The sequence below is a fragment of the Agarivorans sp. D1326 genome (assembly GCF_056958115.1).
Genome location: NZ_JBTWEN010000012.1, coordinates 31,042 through 55,705 on the forward strand (window position 1 = coordinate 31,042; position 24,664 = coordinate 55,705).

The window sequence follows — 24,664 nt, forward strand, 5'->3', positions numbered from 1 at the left end:
ATGAAGTTGCAAGCCTTACGCTTGGTTCGCCACAGCCTTGTTGGCCTAATTGGATTAGGTCTTTGTGGAGTCGTGAGTGCCACCGAGTTTTCAGCCAATTTTAAAGGTGCTGACATTAGTGAGTTCATCACCACGGTTGGTCGTAATCTCAATAAAACTATCATCGTAGACCCCGCAGTGCGCGGTAAAGTGAATGTGCGTAGTTACGATTTGCTTACCGAAGAGCAGTACTATCAGTTCTTCTTAAGTGTGTTAGATGTTTACGGCTTTGCGGTTATTGATATGCCAAACGGTGTAACCAAAGTTGTGCGCGCTAAAGATGCAAAAGCAGGAGCCATTCCGGTAGTAGACCGCGATGAGCAAGCCGTTGGCGATGAAATGGTTACCCGAGTAGTGCCGGTGCTAAACGTATCGGTACGTGAGTTAGCGCCTTTATTGCGTCAGCTAAATGATAATGCTGGTGGCGGTAACGTAGTGCACTACGATCCATCAAACGTAATTATGCTTACTGGTCGCGCTGCAGTGGTGAATCGTTTGGTCGAAATTATCCGCCGAGTGGATAAAGCCGGGGACCAAGAGGTAGATATTATTCGCCTTAAATTTGCTTCAGCCGGTGAGTTGGTGCGAATTATTGAATCGCTTACCGCCAGTACGGGTGGTAAAGGTGCGGCAGCCAGTTTGTTAATCCCTAAAGTGGTTGCCGATGAGCGTACCAATAGTATCGTGGTGTCGGGTGAACCTAGCGCTCGAGCGCGAATTGTTCGCTTGGTGGCAAAACTCGATAGTGAATTAGAAACCTACGGCAATACCCGTGTTTTCTACTTAAAGTATGCCAAAGCAGGCGACTTGGTTGATGTACTTAAAGGCGTAAGTGAGACCGTTGCTGCAGAAGCCGCTGGCGGCAGTAAGAAAACCAATACTAGCAACTCACGTGGTAACTTTTCTATTGAAGCCCACGAAGATACCAATACTTTGGTAATTACCGCTCAGCCAGACAACATGCGTACTCTTGAAGGCGTAATTAATCAGCTAGATATTCGCCGTGCCCAAGTAAACGTGGAAGCGATTATTGTTGAAGTGGCCGAAGGTGACGGTATTAGCCTAGGTGTACAATGGGCCACTAAGGCTGGTGGTACGCAGTTTAACGATGCCGGTGTATCAATTAGTGAGATTGGTGCAGGTATCTACGATGCTCAACCCACCGAAGGTTCGTTGGTTACCAACACCGACGGGTCATCAGTACAAAACCCAGACACCCCGGGCGATATCTCTGGTTTAGCCAGCGCTTTGGCTAAAATTTCTGGTGCCGCTTTTGGTTTTTATGGTGCTGATTGGGGCGTGTTAGTTCAGGCTGCGGCTAATGACTCTCGCTCAAACTTATTAGCAACACCGTCTATCACCACCCTTGATAACAAAGAAGCCTTCTTTACCGTAGGTGAAGAAGTACCGGTACTAACTGGCTCGGCATCGAGTAGCAGCAACGATAATCCATTTACTACGGTTGATCGTAAAGAAGTGGGTATCAAGCTAAAGGTAACACCACAAATTAACGAAGGTGATGCAGTTCAGCTAACCATTGAGCAAGAAGTGTCCAAGGTACAAGGTCAAACGTCGGTAGACGTTGTATTTGCTAAGCGCCAATTGCAAACCACGGTGTTAGTAGACAGCGGCGACACTATTATTTTAGGCGGTTTGTTAGACGACCAAATTGAAGAAAGTGAGTCTAAAGTACCGCTACTGGGCGACATTCCGGTATTAGGGCATTTGTTCCGCTCAACCAATTCGAAGAAAGTTAAGCGTAATTTGATGATCTTCATTCGCCCAACCATTATTCGTGACTCGGTAACCATGCAAAGCGTGAGCTCGCGTAAGTACAGTCAAATCCGTGCTCAGCAATTGTTGCGTGAAGAGTTAGGCGTAGTATTAATGCCAGATACTAAAGTGCCAGTATTGCCTGAGTTTAACTCTGTAGACGATGTATCGCCTGAAGTTCAAGAGTACATCGACTACTTGAAAGAAAAGAATGAGCGCTTAAAGAAAGAAGAAGCTGAGAAAGCGGCAAAAGAAGCTGAAGCGGCAGCAGCCAATAAAGAGCAAGTGAGTGCCGAGTAATGGACTTAGATGCTGAGCTAAATGTATTAGAAGATGAAAAGGCCTTAGTGTCTGACACCCCTCATATGGAAGGGGTAGAAGGTTGGCAGTTACCTTACATGTTTGCCAAAACTTACGGCGTAATGCTAGAGAAAAAGCAAGACGCTTGGCAGGTCTATCATAACTCTAAGGTGGAGTTAGAAGCCTTATTAGAAATTCGTCGAGTACTACAGCAAACATTCTCTTGCGAAGAATTGTCTGATGAAGAGTTTGAACAGCGCCTTACAGAAGGTTATCAGCGAGATTCATCGCAAGCTCGTCAGTTAATGGAAGATATCGGCAACGATATGGACTTCTATACCTTGGCTGAAGAGCTTCCGGAAAACGAAGACTTATTAGAAACCGAAGACGATGCGCCAATCATTAAATTGATTAACGCCATGTTAGGTGAAGCAATTAAAGAAGGGGCCAGTGATATTCACATTGAAACCTTTGAAGCAGCCCTAGTGATTCGTTTTCGTATTGACGGCGTATTGCGTGAAATTTTACGCCCGCACCGCAAGCTTGCCGCTTTGTTAGTTTCACGTATTAAAGTAATGGCGCGTTTGGATATTGCTGAGAAGCGGGTACCGCAAGATGGTCGTATTTCCTTGCGTATTGCTGGCCGTGCTGTAGATGTACGGGTTTCAACCATGCCATCAAGTCATGGCGAGCGAGTTGTACTGCGTTTATTAGATAAAAATAATTCTCGCTTGAAGCTCGAAAGTCTAGGTTTGGCAGAAAACTATCGCGAAGTGATTAGCGAACTGCTGAAAAAACCACACGGTATTATCTTAGTTACCGGACCGACCGGTTCGGGTAAAAGTACTACCTTGTATGCTGGCCTTAACGACATTAATACTAAAGATCGAAACATTCTCACCGTAGAAGATCCGGTGGAATTTAATATTGAAGGCATCGGCCAAACCCAAGTTAATACCAAAGTGGATATGACCTTTGCGCGTGGTTTACGGGCGATTCTTCGCCAAGACCCCGACGTAGTAATGATTGGTGAGATCCGTGACTTAGAAACCGCGCAAATTGCGGTGCAAGCCAGTTTAACCGGTCACTTAGTATTATCTACTCTGCACACCAATACTGCGATTGGTTCGGTCACCCGTTTGCGCGATATGGGGGTTGAGCCGTTTTTATTATCATCGAGTTTATTGGCGGTGTTAGCGCAGCGTCTAGTACGTACTTTATGCCAAGATTGCTGCGAAGCTCATCTGGTAAGTGAGCACGAACACCAACTGTTAGGTATTGATAAAGATGCTACGGTGTATCGTCCTGTAGGCTGTGAAAGCTGTAACAATACTGGCTATCGTGGCCGAACCGGTATTCATGAGTTATTGCCGGTTACCGATGAAGTACGCGATATGATCCATTCAGGTAGCAGCGAACAAGAAATTGAGAATGCAGTGCGCTCTAGTTGCCCAAGCATCCGACAAGATGGGGTAAATAAAGTGCTGAAGGGCATTACTAGCCTAGAAGAAGTATTGCGAGTAACCCGCGAAGGATAGTTAGTGTAATGCCGGCATTTGAGTATCAAGCCTTTAATAAAAAGGGCAAAAAATCTAACGGAGTTCATGAAGCGGAATCGGCGCGTCAGGTTCGCGCTCATCTGCGTGAGCAAGGCTTGACGCCACTTAAAATTGAGCAAGTGGCGGAGCGTGCTCAAAAAGCCAGCGCTGGCTTTCGCTTACGAAGCAAAGTTAGCACCTCAGATTTAGCCCTATTGACTCGACAGCTAGCAACCTTAGTTGCAGCAGCTATGCCCATTGAAGAGTCGCTTAAGGCGGTAGCTCAGCAGTGTGATAAACCTAAACTCAAAAGCATTATTCTTGGCGTGCGCTCCAAAGTTGTAGAAGGTTACAGCTTGGCCGATAGCATGGCCGAATTCCCCGACGTATTCGAAAAACTGTATTGCGCCATGGTGGCTGCAGGCGAAAAATCAGGTCACTTAGACAAAGTGCTTGATCGCTTAGCCGACTACACCGAGCAGCGCCAAGCGATGCGCATGAAAACCATGCAAGCCTTAATCTACCCAGCAGTGCTTACCTTTGTGTGTTTAGGTGTTATTGCGATTTTGTTGGTGTCGGTAGTGCCTAAGGTAGTGGCTCAGTTTGAACATATGGGGCAAGAGTTGCCTAACGCCACCAAGTTTTTGATTTATGTAAGTGAACTAGTAAGTGATTATGGCCTGTTCTTCTTAATTGGCGGCATGCTGGCGATGGTGCTTTGGCAGCGTTTGTTGCAGAAAGACAGCATAAGAATGAAATGGCACCAGCGAATTTTAGGCATGCCAGTGGTTGGTAAGGTGAGCAAGGGGCTTAATACCGCGCGCTTTGCTAGAACCTTAAGTATTTTGAATGCCAGTGCCGTGCCTTTGTTAGAAGGTATGGGCATTGCCGGTGAAGTACTCACCAATGATTACGCACGTGCCCAGGTATTGGATGCCGCCTCTAAAGTACGCGAAGGCGGCAGTTTGCACTCTTCACTCGAAGCCACCAAATTGTTCCCACCGATGATGCTACATATGATCGCCAGTGGTGAGCGTTCTGGGGAATTGGAAGGAATGTTAGAACGCGCGGCCGACAACCAAGACCGGCAGTTCGAAACGCAAGTGAACATAGCATTAGGGATATTCGAGCCTGCCTTGATCGTAACCATGGCGGGTATCGTGCTATTTATCGTAATGGCAATTCTATTGCCGATTTTGGAACTTAATAACATGGTGGGGCTATAGCACCTACCGGTATTTCGGAGTAAGTAACATGCAAAAGTCGATGCACACTCAAGCAACTAGCCGAGGTTTTACCTTGCTAGAAGTGATGGTGGTGATTGTAATTCTAGGTATTTTGGCCGGTTTAGTTGTTCCTAACTTATTAGGTAACAAAGAAAAAGCCGATATTCAAAAGGCAAAAACCGATATTATCGCTCTAGAAAATGCCTTAGACATGTACCGCTTGGATAACTCGCGTTACCCCACTACAGAGCAAGGCCTAGAAGCCTTGGTCACCAAACCAAGCTCAAGTCCAGAGCCACGTAACTACCCAGAAGATGGCTACTTACGTCGTCTACAAAAAGACCCATGGGGTAATGACTACATTCTAATTAGCCCAGGTGAAAAGGGCCGTATTGATATTTTCAGCGCCGGTTTAGATGGTGAAGAAGGTACCAATGACGATATTGGTAACTGGAACTTAGATCAGTAAATTGATGAGGTCTCGCTTAGCTCATTGCAATCGCCAGCAAGGTTTTACCTTGCTGGAGGTTATTTTGGTATTGCTATTAATGTCGATGGGTATCTATTCGGTTGTTATGTCAGTATCGGGTTCGAGCGAGCAAAAGATCGTTGAGCAGCAAGCCAAGCGTTTAGCCGCTCTTGTTCAATATGCCCAAGAGCAGGCGCTGCTTACTGGCTATGATTATGGCGTTTACAGTGATGCCGAAAAGTACCAGTTTGTGCGGATGGAGAAACAGCGCTGGGTAAAACTTAACGATCGAATATTTAAAGAAAAAGTATTTGAAGAACCGTATTTTCTAGAGTTAAGCCTAGAGAATGTGGAGCTCGAAGAACAAGGTTATGGCAGTGGAACCTTAGGTTTTGAAGGTGATGGTTTGTTTGAAAAAGACTTCATCACCGAGGAAGTTGAACAAACCATTGTGCCGCAAGTATTGTTGCTAAGTAGTGGTGAAGTAACGCCCTTTAAACTGGTGTTTGCTTACGAAGATAGCCTTAATCGCTGGCAAGTAAGCAGTGATGATTTAGGCCAGCTGACAATTGCTCGAGACCAAGAGCAATGAACAAGCAACGAGGAATGACCCTACTCGAAGTAATGGTGGCCTTGGCGGTGCTGGCCATTGCTGGCACAGCGGTAATGAAAAGTGCCTCAGAAAACTTGCGCAGCCTAACTTACATTCAAGATAAAACCTTTGCCCTATGGATTGCCGACAATCAAATGGCCGAGCTTAAGCTCAGTAAAACTTGGCCCGGTACGGCGAGTCGCAAAGGAACCACCAAATTTGGCGATAGCGATTGGCATTGGCGCTCACAAGGGGTAGCCACTGGCGATCCTAATTTTGTGGCAGTGACTATTTCGGTGTATCGCAATGCCGAGGAAAAAGCTGCCTTGGCCGAAATAACCAGCTATGTGAGCCGTTGATGAAGCAGCGCGGTTTTACTTTATTAGAAATGCTGGTGGCAATTGTTATTTTTGCTTTGCTTACTATGGCTGCTTACCAAGTATTGCAAGGGGTTATGCGTAGCGATGAGATTTCGCAGCGCCATGGCGAAAGCCTACAAGCCTTGCAACGCGCGATGTTTTTTATGCAGCGCGATTTTACTCAGCTGGCACCGCGTTCGGTGAGAGATGAAACCGAAGAACAGCGCCCCTTAATCATAGCTGAGAAGTATTTGTTAGAAAGCGATGACATGGGCATAGAAATGCTGGTGTTAGGCTGGCGTAATCCGCAGTCGGTGATCCGTCGTTCGCAACTGCAACGCGTGGCATATTTGTTAAAAGACGAAAAATTGATTAAACGCTTTTATAACCACCCAGATGCCGTTGTGGGTTACGAACCACGCGAGATGGTGTTGCTTAGCGATGTTGAAGAACTCAATTTCCGTTTTCATGGTTCCAGTGGTTGGAGCCAGCAGGTGTCAGATAGCAACCAACTACCGCGTGCGGTAGAAGTGACCTTGCGACATAAAGATTATGGTGAATTACGCAGGGTGTTTTTAAGCCCCGAAGGCAGCCGTGCGGCGGTTGCCAGCCAGGCCCAAGAAGACGCCAATCGTAACACCAACCAAGGTGGTAGTGATTCGGGCACCAATAATGGCAACAATAACTCTGGCAGCCAACCTGATCCGGACGGCTCATAATGCAGAGTATTCATGCTTGCCCTCAGCGCCAACGTGGCGTAGCACTGCTTACCGTAATGCTAATTTTGGCAGTAATGGTTGTGGTGGCTGCACAGTTTAGTCAGCGCCTACAACTCGATTTAGCTAGAGCGACTAACTTACAGCATTCGTTGCGCTCAAACTGGATGCTATCAGGCGCCGAAGCTTTTGCCTTAAAGGTGATAAAGCAAGATTTAGAAGATGATGATCGGGTGCACCTTGGCCAATATTGGGCCACCGAAGGCATGGTGTTCCCGGTTGAAGATTCGGTGATTAAAGGTCACATTGTTGATATGCAGGCCTGTTTTAATCTAAATGCTCTAGGGCAGCCGAATAAAACTGACGGGCAACCGCCTAAAGTGGCTGATCAGTTTATTGGCTTGTTGGTGGCGGTTGGTGTTGATGCCTATAGCGCAGAGCAAATAACTGATGCAACTAGGGATTGGATTGACGCAGATACTATACCGTTGCCACAAGGTGCAGAAGACGGTGTATATGAAGGTTTAAATCCGTCTTATCTGCCAGCGAATATGCCGATGGTAGATAAAAGTGAGTTTAGAGCGGTTTATGGTGTTACTGCAGGAATATATCGCCGGGTTGCACCTTTTATCTGTGCGATACCTGAAACTGGGTTAGCGGTAAATGTGAATACTGTAGCTGCCGACCAGCCGCAACTTTTAGAAGCGCTATTTTATCCTGATCTGGATAACACCGGCGCACTGCAGGTCTTGAATGACCGTCCCGATGAGGGGTATCGTACCTTGGATGAGATGATGACTCATCCAGCGTTAGCGGGGATCCCGCTTACCCAGCCGGGTTTACAGCAAACATTGGCCTTGCAATCGAACTACTTTAAGGCGCAATTGTTAGTGGAAAATGAACAAGGACAAGCACAAATGACCAGTGTTATTCAGCGCAGTGGTACTTCTGATCTTAAAGTGATTAGACGCTCTTACGGAGACCAACTGTGAACGAACAACTCATCATTCGCCTGCCGAGCACCGGCAAAGAAGTTATCAACTGGATGGTTTGGTCTGACAGCGAGCAGGAGCTTATTGCTGCCGGTGAATTGGCCAGTAGCGCCGAGTTAGGTTTACTTCAGGAAAAGGCCGAGCAGCGCCGAGTTATCGTATTAATTCCGGCCAGTGATATTAGCCAGCACCGCTTAGATTTACCTAAGTCGGCACAGCGCTCATGGCAGCAGGTTGCGCCTTTTATGCTCGAAGAGCAGTTGGCACAAGACCCCGACAGTCTACATATTTGCTTGCTCGAAAAAGGCAAAGATAGCATTGATGTTGCCTGCGTAAGCCATCAGCAAATGGAAAGCTGGCTAGACATGCTTGAAACTGCTGGCATAGAAAGCCAAACCTGGTGTGTTGATGCTCTATGTTTACCTGAAGCCGAAGAAGGCCAAGCGACAGCCATTCAGCTTAACCAACAATGGTTGTTGCGCTTCTTTGATGGCCGGGTAATGAGCATAGATGAAGCGTGGTTTTCCACTGCTTTTCCACTTATCGCGAAGCAGTATCCTGAACTAGTCATTCAGCATTACAGCCCGGCTGCCAAGCTCGAAAGTGATTCCGTTGAATGGCAGGCTCGAGCACCGGAACTGCCGATGAAGCTATTAAGTGATGGTGCTAAAAAAGCCAAGCTTAATTTGTTACAAGGGCCGTATGCTGCGGCAAACCCTCTTGCTCAACTTTGGTTGCAATGGCGAAAAGTGGCCATTGCCGCCGGAGTGTGTTTTGTATTGGCCTTGGCTTATCAGCTTATTGATACCCACAAAACAGAACAACAAATAGCCAGTGTTGATGAAAACATTCGAACTGTTTACAAAAGAGTATTTCCTGAAGTTTCACGCGTTCGTGATAGCCGTATCCGTAGTGATTTTCGTAAAGCACTTGCAGGCATTGGCGAGGCCCCAGAGCAAGACTTTTTGAAGATGATGATTCATCTGTCTACTGCTTTTGATCAAAACAAAGATCTGAATCCGATTAGCCTGCGCTATGACCATAAAAAGGGTGAAATACGCTTGCAGGCGCAAGCTAAAAACTTCCAAACTTTTGAGCAGTTTCGTCAGTCGGTTAAACCTTTTGAGAGTGAGCAAGGTACCTTGAGCAACAAAGCAGGTGCAGTGGTTGGCACTCTAGTCATAAGGAATGCGTCATGAAGCAGTGGTGGCAAAGTTTAAATAAGCGTGAGCAAAACCTAGTTACGGCTGCCGCGGTATTAGTGGCGATAGCTGTTTTGTATTGGGGCATTTGGTCACCAATAGCCGGTGCTAATGCTCAAGCTAAACAGCGCTTGGCTAGTCAGCAGCAAACTTTAGAGTGGGCCCAGCAGCAAGGCTCCGTGATTATTGCTAATGGTCGTCCTCAACAAACTAGCAGTGAAGTAAAAGTAAGCCAGGCCGTGAGTAGTTCGGCTCGCCAGCAGCGCATTACTATCAGCCGCATTCAACCTAAAGGTGATGAGGTAGAGGTGTGGATTGAAAGTGTGCCGTTTAATCAGTTAATGACTTGGTTAAAAATGCTGAGCCAACGCTATGGCATTATTGTTGAAAACGTAGATTTAGATGAAGGTAAACAAGAAGGCATTGTTGGTGTTCGACGTTTACGTTTAGGAAAAGCTGAATGAAGAAGTACCTCGCTTTAGCGCTATTACTTATATTGGTGTATTTGGTTAGTTTGATAGCTACCACTCCTCTGGCTGTGGTACTAAATTATGCACCTTTACCAAAGGGCATTGCGCTTAATCACCCCAGCGGCAGCATATGGAATGGCAAGTTAATCAGTGTTGATACGCCAAACTTAAGCCTAAACCAAGTAAATTGGCAGTTGAAACCAAGCGCCTTGTTGTTGGGGCGAATTGCTGCTGACGTGCAGCTTGGTACTGGCCAAGAGCTACATGGAGAAGGGCAAGTAGGTTTGAGCTTTTCCGGTTGGTATGCCAAAGATTGGCAATTAGAAGCCCCTGCCAGTTGGGTGGTTGAACAGGTGCCAATGCCGCTGCCCTTATCTATTGAGGGTGATATTCAATTGAACCTTGCCGAAGCCAGCCAAGGCAGCCCTTGGTGTGAGCAATTAGCCGGTCAGCTGCGTTGGCTAGGACCGTTAATTGGTACCCCATTGGGCGAACTACGCTTAGATAACGCAAATGCAGAACTAAGCTGTAATGAAGGGCAACCTACTATTCAGCTCAACCATAGCGACCCTCAGCTTGAGCTGGAGTTGCTAGCCTCTGTTGGACAGCCTAATTGGTTGGCCGAAGGCAAAATAAAAGCGGGTGCAGAAATGCCCCAAACCATGAGTGGTAACCTTAAGTACATAGGCCGCCCAGACCCCCAAGGCTTTTATCGCTTTAAGCAACAAGGCCGCCTGCCTCGCTAAAGTAAAAGCTAGCTCTTAGAGCTAGCTCTTAGAGCTAGCTTTTTTGTTTGCTTAATCCTGCTAGCCTAATAGCTCTTTAGTAAAGTGATGGTAGTCATCAATAGACGGGAAGTGGGTAAATTCTTTACTGGCTTGTTTTGAGTCTGGATTATTGATCCCCAACAGGTATTTAATGCCAAACTTGTTGGCTTGATCGAGCACGGTCTCGTTGTCGTCAATAAACAAAGTTCGTTCTGGGTCAAAGGGATGGTGCTCTATTAAGGCCTGCCAAAGCTTGGGGTCTTCTTTGGGATAACCAAACTGGTGGGCACTAAACAAGGTATCAAGGTATTGATCTAGGCCGGTGACTTTAATTTTGGTAGTTAGCCCGTCGGGGTGACAGTTAGTTAGCAATACCCGTTTTTTCCCAGTTGTAGCTAGTGCTTCTAAAAAGGGTTTTACGTCGTCTCGCCACTGAATCTTATGTTCAACTTCTGTTTTCAAGTTGCGAATATCGATATTGGTTTTATTGCTCCAATAATCGAAACAATACCAATCCAGAGTGCCGGATACGGTTTCGTAGTCGGCGAACAAACGCTCGCGCGCCTCGTCTAAACTCAGGTTATTTTGGTGAGCGAAGGAGATAGGCAGATAGTGCATCCAGAAGTAATTATCGTAATGCAGATCTAATAAAGTGCCATCCATATCTAATAAAACGGTATCGATTTTAGTCCAGTCAAACATTCTTAGTCGCTAATCCTTGAGTGCTTCTAACAGCAATGTAACAATGACATTAAGTTAATGATAGCAGGAAGATAGATGAGCAAGCATCATCCGCCTCGATTATTAGACAGCGCCATTGCTGCCGAAAGTCGTTTCTTCAAGATTGAAGAATTACACCTCGAGTTTAGCAACGGCGAACGACGGATTTATGAACGCTTAGTGGGATCAGGGCAGGGTGCGGTAATGGTATTGCCAATTACCGAACAAAATGAACTGCTGCTAATTAGTGAATATGCCGCCGGAACAGAGCGTTATGAACTAGGCTTTGTTAAAGGCTTGGTCGATCGTGGTGAAGCAGCTATTGATGCCGCTAATCGTGAATTACAAGAAGAAGTGGGATTTAAAGCACAAGATTTGCAACTACTCACCGAGTTATCAGTAGCACCGGGATATTTCTCTAGTCATATGTCGGTGTATGTAGCGCAGGGTTTGCAGCCCAGTGTGTTGGAAGGCGATGAGCCAGAACCCTTAGAAGTGATAAAGCTACCACTTGATGAGATAGATAATTTGTACGCAAATCCGGCCTTTTCTGAAGCGCGTAGTGTTGCGTCATTGTTACTCCTTGAGAAATGGTTAAAGCAGAACAAGGTGAGAAGTATATAGGATGATAGACCCTGCTAGTGTGTTGTCAGAGGTGATTGAAATTGCTCGTGGTGCTGGCGAAATTATTCGTAAAATCTATGAAGAAGGTGATTTTGTTAGCGAAGTAAAAGATGATGCTACGCCGGTAACCTCGGCGGATTATGCTGCGCATCATTACATTATGGACGCACTTAGCAAGCTTACCCCAGAGATCCCGATTTTATCTGAAGAACAAGCCGATATTAGCTTAGCGGACAGAGAAGCTTGGCAATGTTATTGGTTAGTTGACCCGCTTGATGGTACTCAAGAGTTTGTTTCTGGTAGTGGCGATTTTGCCACCGAGATTGCCTTAGTCCAAAATAACCAACCAGTGCTTGGCGTGGTGTACGGACCCATTGTGCAAATCTTGTATGCTGCGGTAAAAGGCCACGGCGCCTTTAAAGAGCAAAACGGTACACGTACTTCAATAAAAAGTCGCCATTATCCCGATAAGCCGGAGCATATTCGTGTAGCGACGAGCCGCGTTCAGCGTCCAGCTTTGCTGCAGGCAATATTAAACTGTAACTATCATTACAAGTTGTACCCACTAGGCAGTGCCAGTTTAAAAAGTTGCATGGTGGCAGAAGGTGCAGCGGATTGTTATATACGGGTAGGGCCAACCGGCGAGTGGGATACTGGTGCTCCGCAGGTTATTTTGCAAGAAGCAGGCGGTACCTTGTTAGATTTGCATCTACGCGAGCTAAGCTACAACCAAAGAGAATCTTTAGAAAACCCTAACTTTATCTCTTTGGGTGATCCACAATTACCGTGGCGCGACATATTAAAAAATCCCAGTTAGTGGGCACAAAGCTAAACTAGCAAGCCTTGGCCGCTTTAAACTCGTTTAGCTAACAACTCGGACACATCTGGCTAATATTCGTTTTTACAATGGTTTAACCTCAAGGTAATAGCGGGTATAATTTTGCCAATAATGACAAGGATGCCTAATACTGCGGTCAGTAGGCACGATGAGGAGAGATAAGGGTGAAGCTTTTGAACTGGAAAACACTGGTACTATCTATTTGCTTAACAATTGTGCCGAATGCTTTTGCGGCTGATATGTCTGATGAGGCGATTGCCGAGCGTATTAAGCCAGTGGGTGAAGTTTATCTTGATGGCGAGTTAGAAGTTGCCAAAGCACCTGCTGCTTCAAGCGGCCCTCGTGCTGGCGACGCGGTATACAACACTTTCTGTACTGCCTGTCACAGTACTGGCGCAGCGGGCGCACCGAAGAAAGGCGATAGCGCTGCTTGGGCGCCACGTATTGCCCAAGGCGATCAAACTATGTTCGACCATGCTTGGAAGGGCTTTAATGCAATGCCTGCAAAAGGTACTTGTGGCGACTGTAGTGAAGATGAAATTAAAGCAGCTATTGCTTACATGATTGAGTAAGCGAACGCTTAAATCAAAAAACACCACGCATTGCGTGGTGTTTTTGTTTGTACTGCAAAATGATAGCCGCTTAAGTGCTTAACTGTTTTTTCTACGGCGTTGGCGCTTCTTAGCTTTTTGCAACTCTTCCACCATCTTTTTACGCTCTTCTTTTTCTGCCACAATTTTAGCGGTTTCTACTTTCTCTACCGCAACCATTTCAGGCGTTTCTAGGGTGATACGACCAATGGTGGCATCGCGTAATTCATTAAGAATAATGGTGGCTGCTTTAACATAATCAACTTGTCCGCCGCGCACTAAACAGCCTCGTTTACGACCAATCTCTTCCATTAATACAACTTCAGATTCAGGTAGTTCTTCGAGTTTATAACGTGCCTTAAGCTGCTCTGGGTAGGCTTGTAGCAAGTACTCACAGGCGAAGGCGGCAACGTCATCGTATTCCATAGCGGTGTCTTTAACTGCACCGGTGGCTGCTAAGCGGTAACCGCTGGCTACGTTATCGAACTTTGGCCACAAAATACCCGGTGTATCCGAGAGGATAATATTGCCATCTAAGCGGATCCGCTGTTGCGCCTTAGTTACAGCTGGCTCGTTGCCAGTTTTGGCTATTTGGCGACCGGCTAAGGCATTAATTAAGGTAGACTTACCAACGTTAGGAATACCACATATCATGGTGTGAATAGGTTTATCTACGCCGCCTTTGTTAGGCAACATGCTTCGGCACAGCTTAAGTAAGTCTTGGGTTTGATTACCTTGAATAGTGCAAAGAGGGATCGCTTTTACACCTTGTTCTTGTTCAAAGTATTCTTGCCAAAGGGCAGTAGTTTTGGGGTCGGCTAAGTCGCTTTTATTCAGAACCTTTATACAAGGCTTGTCGCCACGCAGACTAGCTACCATTGGGTTTTCGCTGCTGTAGGGAATACGCGCATCCAATACTTCGATGATTAAATCGATTTTAGGCATCACTTCTTTAATTTGTTTTTGGGCCTTGTGCATATGCCCTGGATACCATTGAATAGCCATTTTATCCCACCTCAACTGCGTAATTGGCGCTCATTGTACTTGCTAAATTGTTAAAGTGTAGCGCTTTGTGATCGAACTATTAGTTCATATGGCTCTATTTCAGTACATTTATTAAGCAGATAGAAAAATCTTTCAGTATTCTTTGCAACTAGCTGCTATGGTTTTAGCATCGATTAATTCAACTGCTGGTTTGTTATCGCTAGCAGTGTAAAAGGACAATCTTAGGGAAGAGATAATGTCTAGTAGTGAACTACCTAGTGATATTGATTTGGAACTTCAGCAGCCGGTGGAGCAGCACACATCTGCCAATCATCGTTCCGGCATCAGCTTACAAGCCCGCTATGAGCATCATAAAGCTCGTCATAAGCATTATAAAAAAGGCTACAAACACCTTCGCCGCTATCGTTGGATTAGCCTTGGTTTAGGCATTGTGAGTTTTAGTGCAGTATTCTCTTTGATGGCGGTCTTACCCACTTACAATGAAGTAAAAAATGATTATGACGATAGCTTGGCCGAGCTCAAAATCATTGAAGATCAAAACCGTCAGCTCAAGGAAGCCTTGTTGATAGAGCGCCGCAACAACTTTGATCTGAATAAAGAGAATCACCCAGAGCTACGCATTTTCGCCTTTAATACGCTGATTGCCACTGACCAAAGCAATATACGCTCGGCTTTTTTTGAAGCCTCTGACGATATGGGTAAAAAAGTGGCAATTAGTTATCAGTTATTGGCCGAAGGCCCCCTTGAGCAGGCTTTAGCACTAGTGCTTATTGATCAAACTGGTCAGCAAGTTTTCCAACATACTATTGATTTTGGGGAAGTGCCTCCGAAGCAAGGTGAGTCTTTAACTGTGGAAAGCACTATCAATCTAGATAAAAATTTAGATGTTCGTTACTTTAGAATTGTTGAACTGACTGAAGAATAGGCCGTTAGCTGGCCGAGTTAATAAGAGGAGCTTAATGCTCCTTTTTTGTTGCCTATTAAGCGCTATACTGCCAGCAAATCGATTAACTTTGCTGTGAGGGCAAGTATGTATATCAGCGATAAATTTGATAGTGGCAATATTCGTGTTGTAGAGCTCAATGATCCTCAAAATATTCAACTAGAGATAAAGCACGATAATCAATCTGAGTTCTTCCAGTGGTTTCATTTTCGTTTTGAAGGGCCGTTGGAGCAACAATATCGTTTTTCTCTGCTCAACGCGGGCCAATCTGCCTACGCTAAAGGCTGGCAAGGTTATCAAGTTGTCGCCTCTTACGATCGTGAAGAGTGGTTTAGAATTGATACCGACTTTGATGGCGAGCAATTGCACTTCTCTTTGCTATTGGAGCAGCCTAGCGTCTATTTTGCCTACTTCGCGCCCTACAGCTATGAGCGCCATCAGGATCTACTGCATACCATGCAGCAGGATTATCGGGTAAATCTCACAACCTTAGGGCAAACCTTAGATGGCCGAGATATGAGTTTGCTTAGTGTAGGTGATGTTGAGAACGCTAAGCATAAAGTTTGGGTGATCGCCCGTCAGCACCCGGGTGAAACCATGGCCGAATGGTTTGTTGAAGGCTTGTTAGGCAATTTGCTGGACCAAGACAATCCCCTAGCAATGAAGCTGTTAGAAGACACCGTGTTTTATGTTGTGCCTAATATGAACCCCGATGGTTCGGTTCGTGGGCATTTAAGAACCAACGCTGTGGGGGCTAACCTAAACCGAGAATGGCAGAATCCTACTATGGAGCGCAGCCCCGAAGTGTTTCTAGTAAGAGAGAAGATGCTAGAGCTAGGTGGAGACTTGTTTTTAGATATTCATGGCGATGAAGATTTACCCTATAACTTTGTAGCGGGATGTGAAGGTATTCCTTCTTACGATGAGCGCCACAAACTGCTCGAAGACACCTTTAAAGAGGCGTTTATGGCAATATCTCCTGATTTTCAAGATACCCATGGTTATGCCAAAGACGAGCCTGGGCAGGCTAACTTAACCATTGCAGCGGCTTGGTTAGGCGAACAGTTTAAAACCCTGTCTTACACCATCGAAATGCCTTTTAAAGACAATGCCGACATGCCCGACGAAGCCTTTGGCTGGTCGCCGGAGCGCGCAATGCAACTAGGTTGCGATGTATTGTTCCCAATAAAGCAAACCCTAGCCAAGCTTTAAATAGACTATTAGCACCTGGCTAGTAGCTGGGTGCTTGTCGGCTTTTTTTACACTGTTCACTTGCGATAAATCATCACACCAATCATCTTTTCTCGGCTTTGTTCATTGATAGGCCATCAAATTGTGAGCAAGCTCACTAAGCATCTATCTAATGTTTGTCAAATATCTATACAAATATAACTGTTTGATTTGTAAATAAATAATGACGTTAAATCTAACCTCATGAAAAGTATGCAGTTCCTTTCGTGGGAGCAATTTATGCATGCAAAGCTCATGTAATAGAACATCTAACAAACCGCATGGAGTGCTAAATGAGAATAATAAAAGCAAGCATGGTTAGTATTGGCTTCGGTCTTTTGCTTTTAACGCAAACGGCTACAGCTACAGTGATGTATGACCAAAATGTAACTAACTATGTGATATTTGGAAGTGGTAATGCTAACGGTGCTTTTACCGTTGATCGACAAAATGGCATCGAGTTGGGCTTAAGAGCAAAGCTACGTTTTGACGAGTTTAATAACCCGCAGAATATCTTTAATAGCAACGGTGATGGTACTTACCAATTCGACAACATTGCACCTCCTACAGGCTTTGGCTTTGCACCGGGTTCTCTGGCTACCGCCATTTGGAATTTTGAATGGTCGATAAACAGCAACTTCGATGGTAGCGGTGGTACCTTAGATAGTCTTTCATATTTGTTAGAAATTGATTTTGACCCTAGCGCGGCCACTAACTTTATTGGTTTCGATCCGGTCAATGTATCGAACTCTGACAACGCTTTAGGCGATAACAGCACTGGCAATGGTGGAGGTTTGGTAGACACAACTAATTACGCTAGTTTGCTCAGTGTGTATAACTTGGCGCAAAACTCATGGAACATGGAGTTTGCCCCTATCGATTTTGTTTCTACAGAAGTAGGTATATTTGATTTTGTATTAACCGCTTTTGGACCGCAGGATGAGGTGCTAGCGCGTACTTCCATGCAGGTGATTAACGCCACAGTTGCAGAGCCGCAAACCTTGCTTATTATGTTGTTGTCATTAGCGGGTTTAGCGTGGATTAGACGTAAAACTAGCTAGTAAACATCAAAATAAAAAGGAGCTCAATAGAGCTCCTTTTTATTGCCTGTTTGGCTAATTTCTTAGCTAAGAAAGCTAATATAAGTTTGAAGCACTATCAAGTTCACAATGTCGATGAAGAAGGCTCCAACAATGGGTACCACCATAAATGCTGGTGGTGAAGGCCCATTGCGAGACACTAGCGCACTCATGTTCATCACCGCCGTGGGGGTAGCTCCTAAGCCAAAGCCACAATGCCCGCCAGCGATTACTGCAGAGTCATAACCTCCTCCCATAAAGCGGTAGCTAACATAGCTAGCAAACAGGGCGATCATAATGGTTTGGCAGAGCAAGATAATGAGTAGTGGTAAGGCTAAATCAAAAATCTCCCAGAGTCTTAAGCTCATTAAAGCCATCGACAAAAACAGCGATAAAGAGAGTGTGCCAAGTAAGTCGACGCATTCGTGGTTAATTTCATAGCGGCCACTAAACTCGCTGGCGTTGGCTATCAGTACCCCAAAAAACAAAGCGTATACAAAATCAGGCATTTTCAGCCAAGAGAGGGCAAGTTCGGTTTCCAAACCTTTGGCTATCTTGGCCATTACCACGCAAACCAGTAACAAAAATAGCACTTCGATCACTGATGTTGGGGTAACTAAATCTTCTTCTTTGCGGCTATACGTGACTAAATCCGGGTGGGTTTTGTGGTGGCTTTTTCCCTTGGAGAAGGGTGACTCTAGGTTCTTTTTGTTAATTAGCCGTTGGCCAACAGGGCCACCGATAATTCCGCCCATCACTAATCCAAATGTGGCGGCGGCCATGGCAAACTCTAAGGTTTGAATATTGTATTCATCGGCAAAGATCTGGGACCAAGCTGCGCCTGTTCCGTGCCCGCCAGAGAGCGTAATGGAACCGGCGAACAAACCCATCATAGGCTCTAAACCAAGCAAAGTAGCTAGTACTACACCCAAGCCGTTTTGTAGCACGATATACAGTGAAGCAATAGCGAGGAAAACAAAGACTTTCCTGCCGCCTTTAATCAGTAATTTGTAGTTGGCGGCAAGGCCAATGGTTGCGAAGAACATTAGCATTAGGGTGTCTTGCAAGGGCAGCGCAAAACTAAGCTCAATACCGCGCATTTTAAGTATAGTTATTACAATGGCTATCACTAAACCGCCAACAATTGGCTCGGGAATGTTGTACTTTTTGAGGATGGCCACATAGTGGCAAATAATGCGCCCGATAAACAATACGGTAAGGGCCACAAGAAAAGATTCCAGTTCTCCAACTGAATAAACAGTGTCCATATATTCAAAGCCTTACAAAGAAATCGACCTATTTATTTAGTGTAGTTGGCGGTTTGCTATGTGTGAGGGTTTTATTGTTAACAATTGCTGAAGGTTTAAGGTAAATAGGAAGGCTAAAGCGAGGGTTTAGAACAAATCAGCGGCAAAAATAAGGCTAAGCACTATTATGCTTAGCCTTTTATGTACTAGCGAAGAGTTACAAACTCTTCTGCGCTAGTAGGGTGAATCGCGACACAAGCGTCAAAATCAGCCTTAGTTGCGCCCATTTTCATGGCTACACCGAAGCCTTGAAGAATTTCATCCATGCCTAAGCCAATGCCGTGAAGGCCTACTACTTTTTGCTCTTCGCCGGCACAGATTAGTTTCATCTTGGTTACTTGGCGGTGTTGCGTAACCGCGGTGTACATTGCGCCAAAGCTAGAGTTATACACTTTCACGTTATCTTCACCGTATTGAGCAATAGCTTCCGGCTCGGTTAAACCAATGGTACCAATGGCAGGGTGACTGAATACTACGGTAGGAATTAAGTCATAATCCATTTTTGCGTTAGTTTGGCCATTGAATAATCGCTCAGACAATAAACGGCCGGCTTTAACTGCAACAGGAGTTAACTCAACTTTACCGATGTTGTCACCCACAGCATAAACGCCGGCAACGTTGGTATTTGAGTACTCATCAACCTTAATGTAACCGTAGTCATCGGTTTCAACACCAATGCCTTCTAGGTTAATTTTGTCATTGGCGGGTTCACGGCCAATTGCCCAAATTACGCTATCTACTTGCAAGCTATTACCATTTTCAAAGCTAACAACTAGGCTGCCATCAGCCTGTTTTTCAATGGCTTTAGGGGTGCTATTGGTATGTAATGTTGGCCCGTCTTCGGCCATTATCTCTACTAAGGTCTCGCTTAGCATAGGATCAAAGTTACGCAGCGGAGCATGCTTGCGAACGGCTAAATGCGTTTCGCTGCCTAGCGAGTGCAATACGCCAGCGAGCTCAACCGCAATATAACCAGCACCTAGCACCAATACTCGCTTGGGTTGCTCGGTAAGAGCAAAGAAACCATCGGAATCAATGCCTAGATCGGCGCCAGGAATATTAGGAATCGTCGGGCGGCCACCGGTAGCAATCAGGATGTGTTTTGCACGGATTTGTTCGCCGTTTACTTCAACAGTATTGGCGTCGACAAACTTGGCAAAGCCGTTGATAACGGTCACGCCATTATTGCCTAACACGCGGTCATAAGAGCCATGGATACGCTTAATGTAGGCTTCGCGGCTCGCCACTAGCGTAGACCAATCGAACTTATTTACCTGAACATCAAAGCCATAGTCTGGAGCGTAGCGGTGAATGGCTTCTGCAACTTGAGCGCCGAACCACATGGCTTTTTTGGGTACACAACCCACATTTACACAGGTGCCACCAACGTGGCGGGCTTCAACTAAGGCAACTTTTTGTCCGTACATAGAGGCACGATTTGCCGAGGCGATACCGCCACTGCCTGCACCAATGCATAGGTAGTCGAATTCTCTCATTAAGGTACTCCGAATAGGGGCCGAAAACTTGCAGCAGTATAGCCTGTACTAAAGACAGATGTTAATCAGCTTTTTGCGCTTGATAAGGCAAGCGGATAGAAAAGTGCACCCCTTCATCAGGTTTGCTATCAAAAGCAATGTGCCCTTTAAGTAGCTGAACCACTAGGTTGTAGACAATGTGTGTGCCTAAACCACTGCCGCCTTGGCCTCGTTTTGAGGTGACAAAGGGGTCAAAAATTCTTTGAGCAATGTTGCTATCTACGCCGCGTCCCGAGTCGCGGTAGTCGATATGCAGTTGATCGTCTTCTCGGTGAATGGAAATGTCGATACGTTTATCACCTTCCCAGCCTTCAAAGCCGTGTTTAACCGAGTTTAAAATCAAGTTGGAGTAGATTTGAGTAAAGCTCCCAGGGAAGCTATAAAGCTCTAAGTCGTCATCACAATCAACGACTATCTCACAGCCCGAGCGTCTAATTTTGTGGCCTAAGGAAGTGATTACTTGGTTAACATTTTCGTTAAGGTTAAAGGTGTAACAAGCCTCGGAGCTTTGGTCTACCGCTACTTGTTTGAAGCTGCTGATAAGGTCGGATGCACGTCTTAAGTTGTTAAGCAGTAATTCGGTAGATTGGTTGAGGTTTTGAATTAACTCTTCCATAAACTTGCGGCTTAGCTTTCCGCTCTCAATATTCTTCTCTAGCTGGTTACCTTGCTCTTGCAAGTAAGAGGCGGCTGTTACACTAATGCCAATTGGCGTATTAATCTCGTGGGCAACGCCGGCCACTAAGCCACCCAGTGATGCCATTTTTTCGGCTTCAACCAGAGATTGCTGAGCGTTTTTAAGCTTGTCGAAGGCACTGGCTAATTGCAGGTTACTTTCTTCTAGTCGCTCGGTACGAGATTGCACTTTTTGCTCAAGCTCATCGTTGAGCTCTTTAATCTCTTTCTCAACGCGTTTGAGAGGGGTTACGTCGTAACCAAAGGCAATCATTCGTGATACATGGTTGCCCTCGTAAAAAGGCACAAAGGTCCACAGCAGGGTGTATTGATTGTTGGCTTGATCCGTAAGAGTTAATTCTTGGTCTTGAATAACCCGCAGTTGGCGTAAATCGGTTTCAATTTTCTCGCGCATGTCATTATCAATAAATACGCTTAGCCAATTTTGCCCCTCTAATTCTTCTTGGTGGAATCCGGTGAGCATCACACCTGCAGGGTTAGCGGTGAGTACATTAAGCTGATTATCAAGGGTGACAATAACCGCGTTACTCGCGTTAATTACCGTTGCAGAGAAATCGCGCTCATGTGCCAGCTGTTCAGTCGCTTTGAGTTTTTGATCAAACTCGTGGTCGATCTTTTGGGTCATTTGGTTAAGAGTATTAACCAGTTCTCCTAGTTCATCGTTACGCGTTTTATTGCCAGTATCAATTTTTAACGGTGCGCCTAAGTTATCTAGGTCAAGGTTGCGGGTGTACTCCACAATGGTATTTAGGTGGCGCACAATGACGTAATAAATGATGAACAAAATACCAATAGAAACCACTAAGGTTTTCACGGTTTGGCTGATTAAGATCAGCATGGCTTTTTGCCACAAGCGCTCATAAACCTGCTCTAGTGAGGCGGCCACAAACAGTTTACCTACCATTTCACCTTGATAGATAAGTTCAAATTCTTGGGATAAGTCGTAACGATCAGCAGAGCGGCCGCGCGCTAGCAAAGGTACCTCAGAAGATCCTAGGATTTCTTTCACCAACACATACTGCATATTGGGCAAATTCATAATGCCCTCAATTTGTACCTCAACTTGCTCTTCGTCTAAGTTCCACAAACTGGCGGCGATGGGTTGCAAAAAACTTACTTCGATTTGATCAATGCTTTCTTCGATAACTTGAACGTCTTGTTTGTAGTCGTAGCGAAGTTGGATAAGAGTGATGATAAGAGCAAGCAGGGTAGAGCAGATAAGGATGTAGGACAGCATCCGTAATGATAGGCTGTTAGTGCCTTTATTTAAGGCTAGTTTTTGCCACAGCCCTGAGTTTTCAACTCTTGGAGTATTGTTATTATTGTCCATTAATCGATGAGTCCTGTTGGTCTAGGTTATTGATAAACCAAGAAACCAAAATAATCCCTAAGGAAATCATAGTCTAATTCAAAGCTATGTAAACTGTCCAAATCACTAAACGTGGGTTGATTTACAAATTTTTAGCCCCAAATTAAGCTATTCATAGCTAACATTTCTCAATCTTTAAGGATCCCCTATGAGTAACCCTTTACTTGATTTACTTGGATTACCGCCGTTTAGCAAAATTAAACCTGAACATGTGCAGCCTGCCGTAGAGCAAGTGATTGAGGAATGCCGCACCACCATTGACGAGGTGCTTAAGCACGCTACGCCAACCTGGCAAAACTTTATCTTGCCCTTGGATGAAGTGAATGACCGCTTAAGCCGTTTGTGGTCACCAGTGAGCCACTGTAACTCGGTGGTAAATAGCCAAGAGTTGCGCGAAGCTTATGAAGCTTGTTTACCGCTATTGTCTGAATACAGCACCTTTGTTGGCCAACATAAAGGTTTGTATCAAGCCTACAAACAACTCGCCGATAGCGACGCCTTCGCCAGTTATAATCTAGCCCAGCAAAAATCGATTAGTGACGCATTACGTGACTTTGAATTGTCGGGCATTGGTTTAGAAGCCGAGCAGCAAAGCCGTTATGGTGAGATTGTGAAGCGCTTGTCTGAGCTATCTTCGCAGTTTTCTAATAATGTATTGGATGCCACTTTAGCTTGGCAAAAACAGATTACCGATGTAAATGATCTCGCCGGTCTGCCAGAGTCTGCTTTAGCTGCCGCTAAACAAGCCGCAGAAGCCAAAGAACTTGATGGCTACTTACTAACCTTAGAGTTTCCAAGTTACTTGCCGGTGATGACCTATGCCGACAAGCGTGAGCTGCGTGAAGAAATGTATCGCGCTTTTAGCACCCGTGCCTCGGAGCAAGCTAGTACCGAAGAAAAGTTCGATAACACCGCAATTATTGATGAAGAACTAGAGCTGCGTAGCGAGCTAGCAAAACTGCTGGGTTTTGATAGTTACGCCGATAAATCGCTAGCCACTAAAATGGCTGAGTCACCCTCTCAAGTATTGGGCTTTTTGAATGACCTTGCTGCGCGCTCTAAGCCGCAAGCCGAGCGCGAATTAGCCGAGTTAGAAGCCTTTGCCAAAGAGCAGCATCAGGTATCTGACTTAGCGGCTTGGGATATGGCCTATTACTCTGAGAAACTAAAACAACATACTTACGCTATTTCTGATGAACAGTTACGCCCTTACTTCCCAGAAGACAAGGTACTTGGCGGTTTGTTCGAAGTGGTTAAACGCCTATTTAAGGTTGAGGTAAGCGAAAAGCAAAACGTAGATACCTGGCATTCTGACGTACGCTTTTTTGAAATTAGCGACCAAAGTGGAGAGTTGCGCGGCTCGTTTTATCTAGATTTGTATGCCCGCGAACATAAACGTGGCGGCGCTTGGATGGATGGTTGTATTGACCGCCGTGTCGACGCCAAGGGTGAGCTGATTAAACCCGTTGCTTACTTAACCTGTAACTTCAATAAACCGGTAGGTGATAAACCAGCCTTATTTACTCATGATGAAGTGATTACCTTGTTCCATGAGTTTGGCCACGGTATTCACCACATGCTTACCAAAGTGGACGAAGCGGCGGTGTCTGGCATAAACGGTGTCGCCTGGGACGCTGTAGAGCTACCTAGCCAGTTTTTAGAAAACTGGTGTTGGCAAAGCGACGCACTGGCCTTTATTTCTGGCCACTACGAAACGGGTGAGCCACTGCCACAAGCTTTGTTAGACAAAATGTTAGCGGCTCGTAACTTCCAATCGGCGATGACTATGGTGCGCCAATTAGAGTTTTCGTTATTTGACTTCCGCTTACACCACGAGCCAGCCGATGGCCGCAGTGTATTAGATCTATTAAACGAAGTGCGTGCACAAGTATCGGTAATTAAGCCACCTAGCTTTAACCGCTTTCAGAATAGCTTTAGCCATATTTTTGCTGGTGGCTACAGTGCAGGCTACTACAGTTACAAATGGGCTGAAGTATTGTCGGCAGATGCCTTCTCTAAATTTGAGGACGAAGGTATTTTCAATCCAGAAACTGGCTCGCACTTCTTGAGCAATATTCTTGAGAAAGGTGGCTCGCAAGAACCTATGGAGCTGTTTAAAGCCTTTAGGGGGCGTGAGCCTAAAGTTGATGCTCTGTTGCGTCACTCTGGTATTGCCGCCTAACCTTGCGGGTAAAAGATCGATTAAAACGCGGCTAAAGCCGCGTTTTGTTCATGTAAACTTGGCCAAACTGTTAGCCACAATCGGTGGATGTTGAGTTAAGCTT

General features: G+C 45.5%; 23 protein-coding genes. 18 read left to right on the forward strand and 5 right to left on the reverse strand.

Annotated features, from left to right (window positions below):
- Genes gspD through ACYFDN_RS18845 form a run of 11 tightly spaced genes read left to right on the forward strand, consistent with a single transcriptional unit; the run spans nt 1 to nt 10,422 of the window.
- On the forward strand, nt 1-2,112 hold the full coding sequence (gspD, locus tag ACYFDN_RS18795) for a type II secretion system secretin GspD (RefSeq protein ID WP_483512379.1): 2,112 nt from the start codon (nt 1-3) through the stop codon (nt 2,110-2,112).
- Nucleotides 2,112-3,650: a type II secretion system ATPase GspE gene (gspE, locus tag ACYFDN_RS18800; RefSeq protein WP_483512327.1), complete on the forward strand. Its 1,539-nt coding sequence runs from the start codon at nt 2,112-2,114 to the stop codon at nt 3,648-3,650. The genes gspD and gspE overlap by 1 nt, the downstream gene beginning before the upstream one ends.
- An 8-nt stretch (nt 3,651-3,658) precedes the next feature.
- Complete coding sequence (gene gspF, locus ACYFDN_RS18805; RefSeq protein WP_483512328.1) at nt 3,659-4,876, forward strand: type II secretion system inner membrane protein GspF; 1,218 nt, start codon at nt 3,659-3,661, stop codon at nt 4,874-4,876.
- A 28-nt stretch (nt 4,877-4,904) separates the two neighbouring features.
- Complete coding sequence (gene gspG / locus ACYFDN_RS18810) at nt 4,905-5,345, forward strand: type II secretion system major pseudopilin GspG (RefSeq protein WP_016399780.1); 441 nt, start codon at nt 4,905-4,907, stop codon at nt 5,343-5,345.
- A 4-nt stretch (nt 5,346-5,349) separates the two neighbouring features.
- Complete coding sequence (gspH, locus tag ACYFDN_RS18815; protein ID WP_152783627.1) at nt 5,350-5,937, forward strand: type II secretion system minor pseudopilin GspH; 588 nt, start codon at nt 5,350-5,352, stop codon at nt 5,935-5,937.
- Nucleotides 5,934-6,296 (forward strand): type II secretion system minor pseudopilin GspI, encoded by a 363-nt coding sequence (gene gspI, locus ACYFDN_RS18820; RefSeq protein WP_483512329.1) that lies wholly within the window; start codon nt 5,934-5,936, stop codon nt 6,294-6,296. Before gspH ends, gspI begins: the two co-directional genes overlap by 4 nt.
- Entirely contained in the window at nt 6,296-7,015 is a 720-nt protein-coding gene (gene gspJ / locus ACYFDN_RS18825; protein ID WP_016399777.1) for a type II secretion system minor pseudopilin GspJ, read from the forward strand. The genes gspI and gspJ overlap by 1 nt, the downstream gene beginning before the upstream one ends.
- The gene (gspK, locus tag ACYFDN_RS18830; protein ID WP_016399776.1) at nt 7,015-8,004 is read left to right on the forward strand and encodes a type II secretion system minor pseudopilin GspK; all 990 of its coding nucleotides are present in this window, start codon (nt 7,015-7,017) and stop codon (nt 8,002-8,004) included. Before gspJ ends, gspK begins: the two co-directional genes overlap by 1 nt.
- Nucleotides 8,001-9,203, forward strand: a complete 1,203-nt coding sequence (gene gspL / locus ACYFDN_RS18835; RefSeq protein WP_483512330.1) for a type II secretion system protein GspL — start codon at nt 8,001-8,003, stop codon at nt 9,201-9,203. Before gspK ends, gspL begins: the two co-directional genes overlap by 4 nt.
- A complete protein-coding gene (gene gspM / locus ACYFDN_RS18840; RefSeq protein WP_152783621.1) occupies nt 9,200-9,670 on the forward strand; it encodes a type II secretion system protein GspM in 471 nt (156 codons plus the stop codon). Before gspL ends, gspM begins: the two co-directional genes overlap by 4 nt.
- Complete coding sequence (locus tag ACYFDN_RS18845; protein ID WP_483512332.1) at nt 9,667-10,422, forward strand: type II secretion system protein N; 756 nt, start codon at nt 9,667-9,669, stop codon at nt 10,420-10,422. The genes gspM and ACYFDN_RS18845 overlap by 4 nt, the downstream gene beginning before the upstream one ends.
- A 60-nt stretch (nt 10,423-10,482) precedes the next feature.
- On the opposite strand, the gene yrfG is transcribed toward ACYFDN_RS18845, so the two are convergent.
- On the reverse strand, nt 10,483-11,145 hold the full coding sequence (gene yrfG, locus ACYFDN_RS18850; RefSeq protein WP_016399772.1) for a GMP/IMP nucleotidase: 663 nt from the start codon (nt 11,143-11,145) through the stop codon (nt 10,483-10,485).
- A 75-nt stretch (nt 11,146-11,220) separates the two neighbouring features.
- Between yrfG and nudE the strand changes: the two genes are divergently transcribed.
- The 3 genes from nudE to ACYFDN_RS18865 all read left to right on the forward strand — a co-directional run bounded on the left by nudE (nt 11,221) and on the right by ACYFDN_RS18865 (nt 13,197).
- Nucleotides 11,221-11,787 carry an ADP compounds hydrolase NudE gene (gene nudE / locus ACYFDN_RS18855; protein WP_016399771.1) on the forward strand — a complete coding sequence of 189 codons (567 nt, stop codon included), beginning with the start codon at nt 11,221-11,223 and terminating at the stop codon, nt 11,785-11,787.
- Nucleotide 11,788: 1 nt separating this feature from the next.
- Nucleotides 11,789-12,604, forward strand: coding sequence for a 3'(2'),5'-bisphosphate nucleotidase CysQ (cysQ, locus tag ACYFDN_RS18860; RefSeq protein ID WP_016399770.1), 816 nt, complete (start codon nt 11,789-11,791; stop codon nt 12,602-12,604).
- Between the two features lie 185 nt (nt 12,605-12,789).
- Entirely contained in the window at nt 12,790-13,197 is a 408-nt protein-coding gene (locus ACYFDN_RS18865; RefSeq protein WP_016399769.1) for a c-type cytochrome, read from the forward strand.
- Nucleotides 13,198-13,275: 78 nt separating this feature from the next.
- On the opposite strand, the gene ylqF is transcribed toward ACYFDN_RS18865, so the two are convergent.
- A complete protein-coding gene (ylqF, locus tag ACYFDN_RS18870; protein ID WP_406610201.1) occupies nt 13,276-14,220 on the reverse strand; it encodes a ribosome biogenesis GTPase YlqF in 945 nt (314 codons plus the stop codon).
- A gap of 235 nt (nt 14,221-14,455) precedes the next feature.
- Here ylqF and ACYFDN_RS18875 point away from each other — a divergent pair, with 235 nt between their 5' ends.
- The 3 genes from ACYFDN_RS18875 to ACYFDN_RS18885 all read left to right on the forward strand — a co-directional run bounded on the left by ACYFDN_RS18875 (nt 14,456) and on the right by ACYFDN_RS18885 (nt 17,454).
- Complete coding sequence (locus tag ACYFDN_RS18875; protein ID WP_483512334.1) at nt 14,456-15,145, forward strand: hypothetical protein; 690 nt, start codon at nt 14,456-14,458, stop codon at nt 15,143-15,145.
- Nucleotides 15,146-15,250: 105 nt separating this feature from the next.
- Nucleotides 15,251-16,375 (forward strand): M14 family metallopeptidase, encoded by a 1,125-nt coding sequence (locus ACYFDN_RS18880; RefSeq protein WP_483512336.1) that lies wholly within the window; start codon nt 15,251-15,253, stop codon nt 16,373-16,375.
- Between the two features lie 311 nt (nt 16,376-16,686).
- Nucleotides 16,687-17,454 carry a PEP-CTERM sorting domain-containing protein gene (locus ACYFDN_RS18885; protein ID WP_483512337.1) on the forward strand — a complete coding sequence of 256 codons (768 nt, stop codon included), beginning with the start codon at nt 16,687-16,689 and terminating at the stop codon, nt 17,452-17,454.
- Between the two features lie 62 nt (nt 17,455-17,516).
- Here the strand turns inward: ACYFDN_RS18885 and gltS are convergent, their stop codons facing one another.
- The 3 genes from gltS to ACYFDN_RS18900 form a co-directional block, all read right to left on the reverse strand.
- Nucleotides 17,517-18,740, reverse strand: coding sequence for a sodium/glutamate symporter (gltS, locus tag ACYFDN_RS18890; protein ID WP_483512338.1), 1,224 nt, complete (start codon nt 18,738-18,740; stop codon nt 17,517-17,519).
- Between the two features lie 185 nt (nt 18,741-18,925).
- Nucleotides 18,926-20,275, reverse strand: a complete 1,350-nt coding sequence (gorA, locus tag ACYFDN_RS18895) for a glutathione-disulfide reductase (protein ID WP_483512339.1) — start codon at nt 20,273-20,275, stop codon at nt 18,926-18,928.
- Between the two features lie 61 nt (nt 20,276-20,336).
- Nucleotides 20,337-22,340, reverse strand: a complete 2,004-nt coding sequence (locus ACYFDN_RS18900) for an ATP-binding protein (protein ID WP_016399761.1) — start codon at nt 22,338-22,340, stop codon at nt 20,337-20,339.
- Between the two features lie 187 nt (nt 22,341-22,527).
- On the opposite strand from ACYFDN_RS18900, the gene prlC reads away from it, so the two are divergent.
- Complete coding sequence (gene prlC / locus ACYFDN_RS18905; protein ID WP_483512340.1) at nt 22,528-24,561, forward strand: oligopeptidase A; 2,034 nt, start codon at nt 22,528-22,530, stop codon at nt 24,559-24,561.
- Nucleotides 24,562-24,664: the final 103 nt, after the last annotated feature.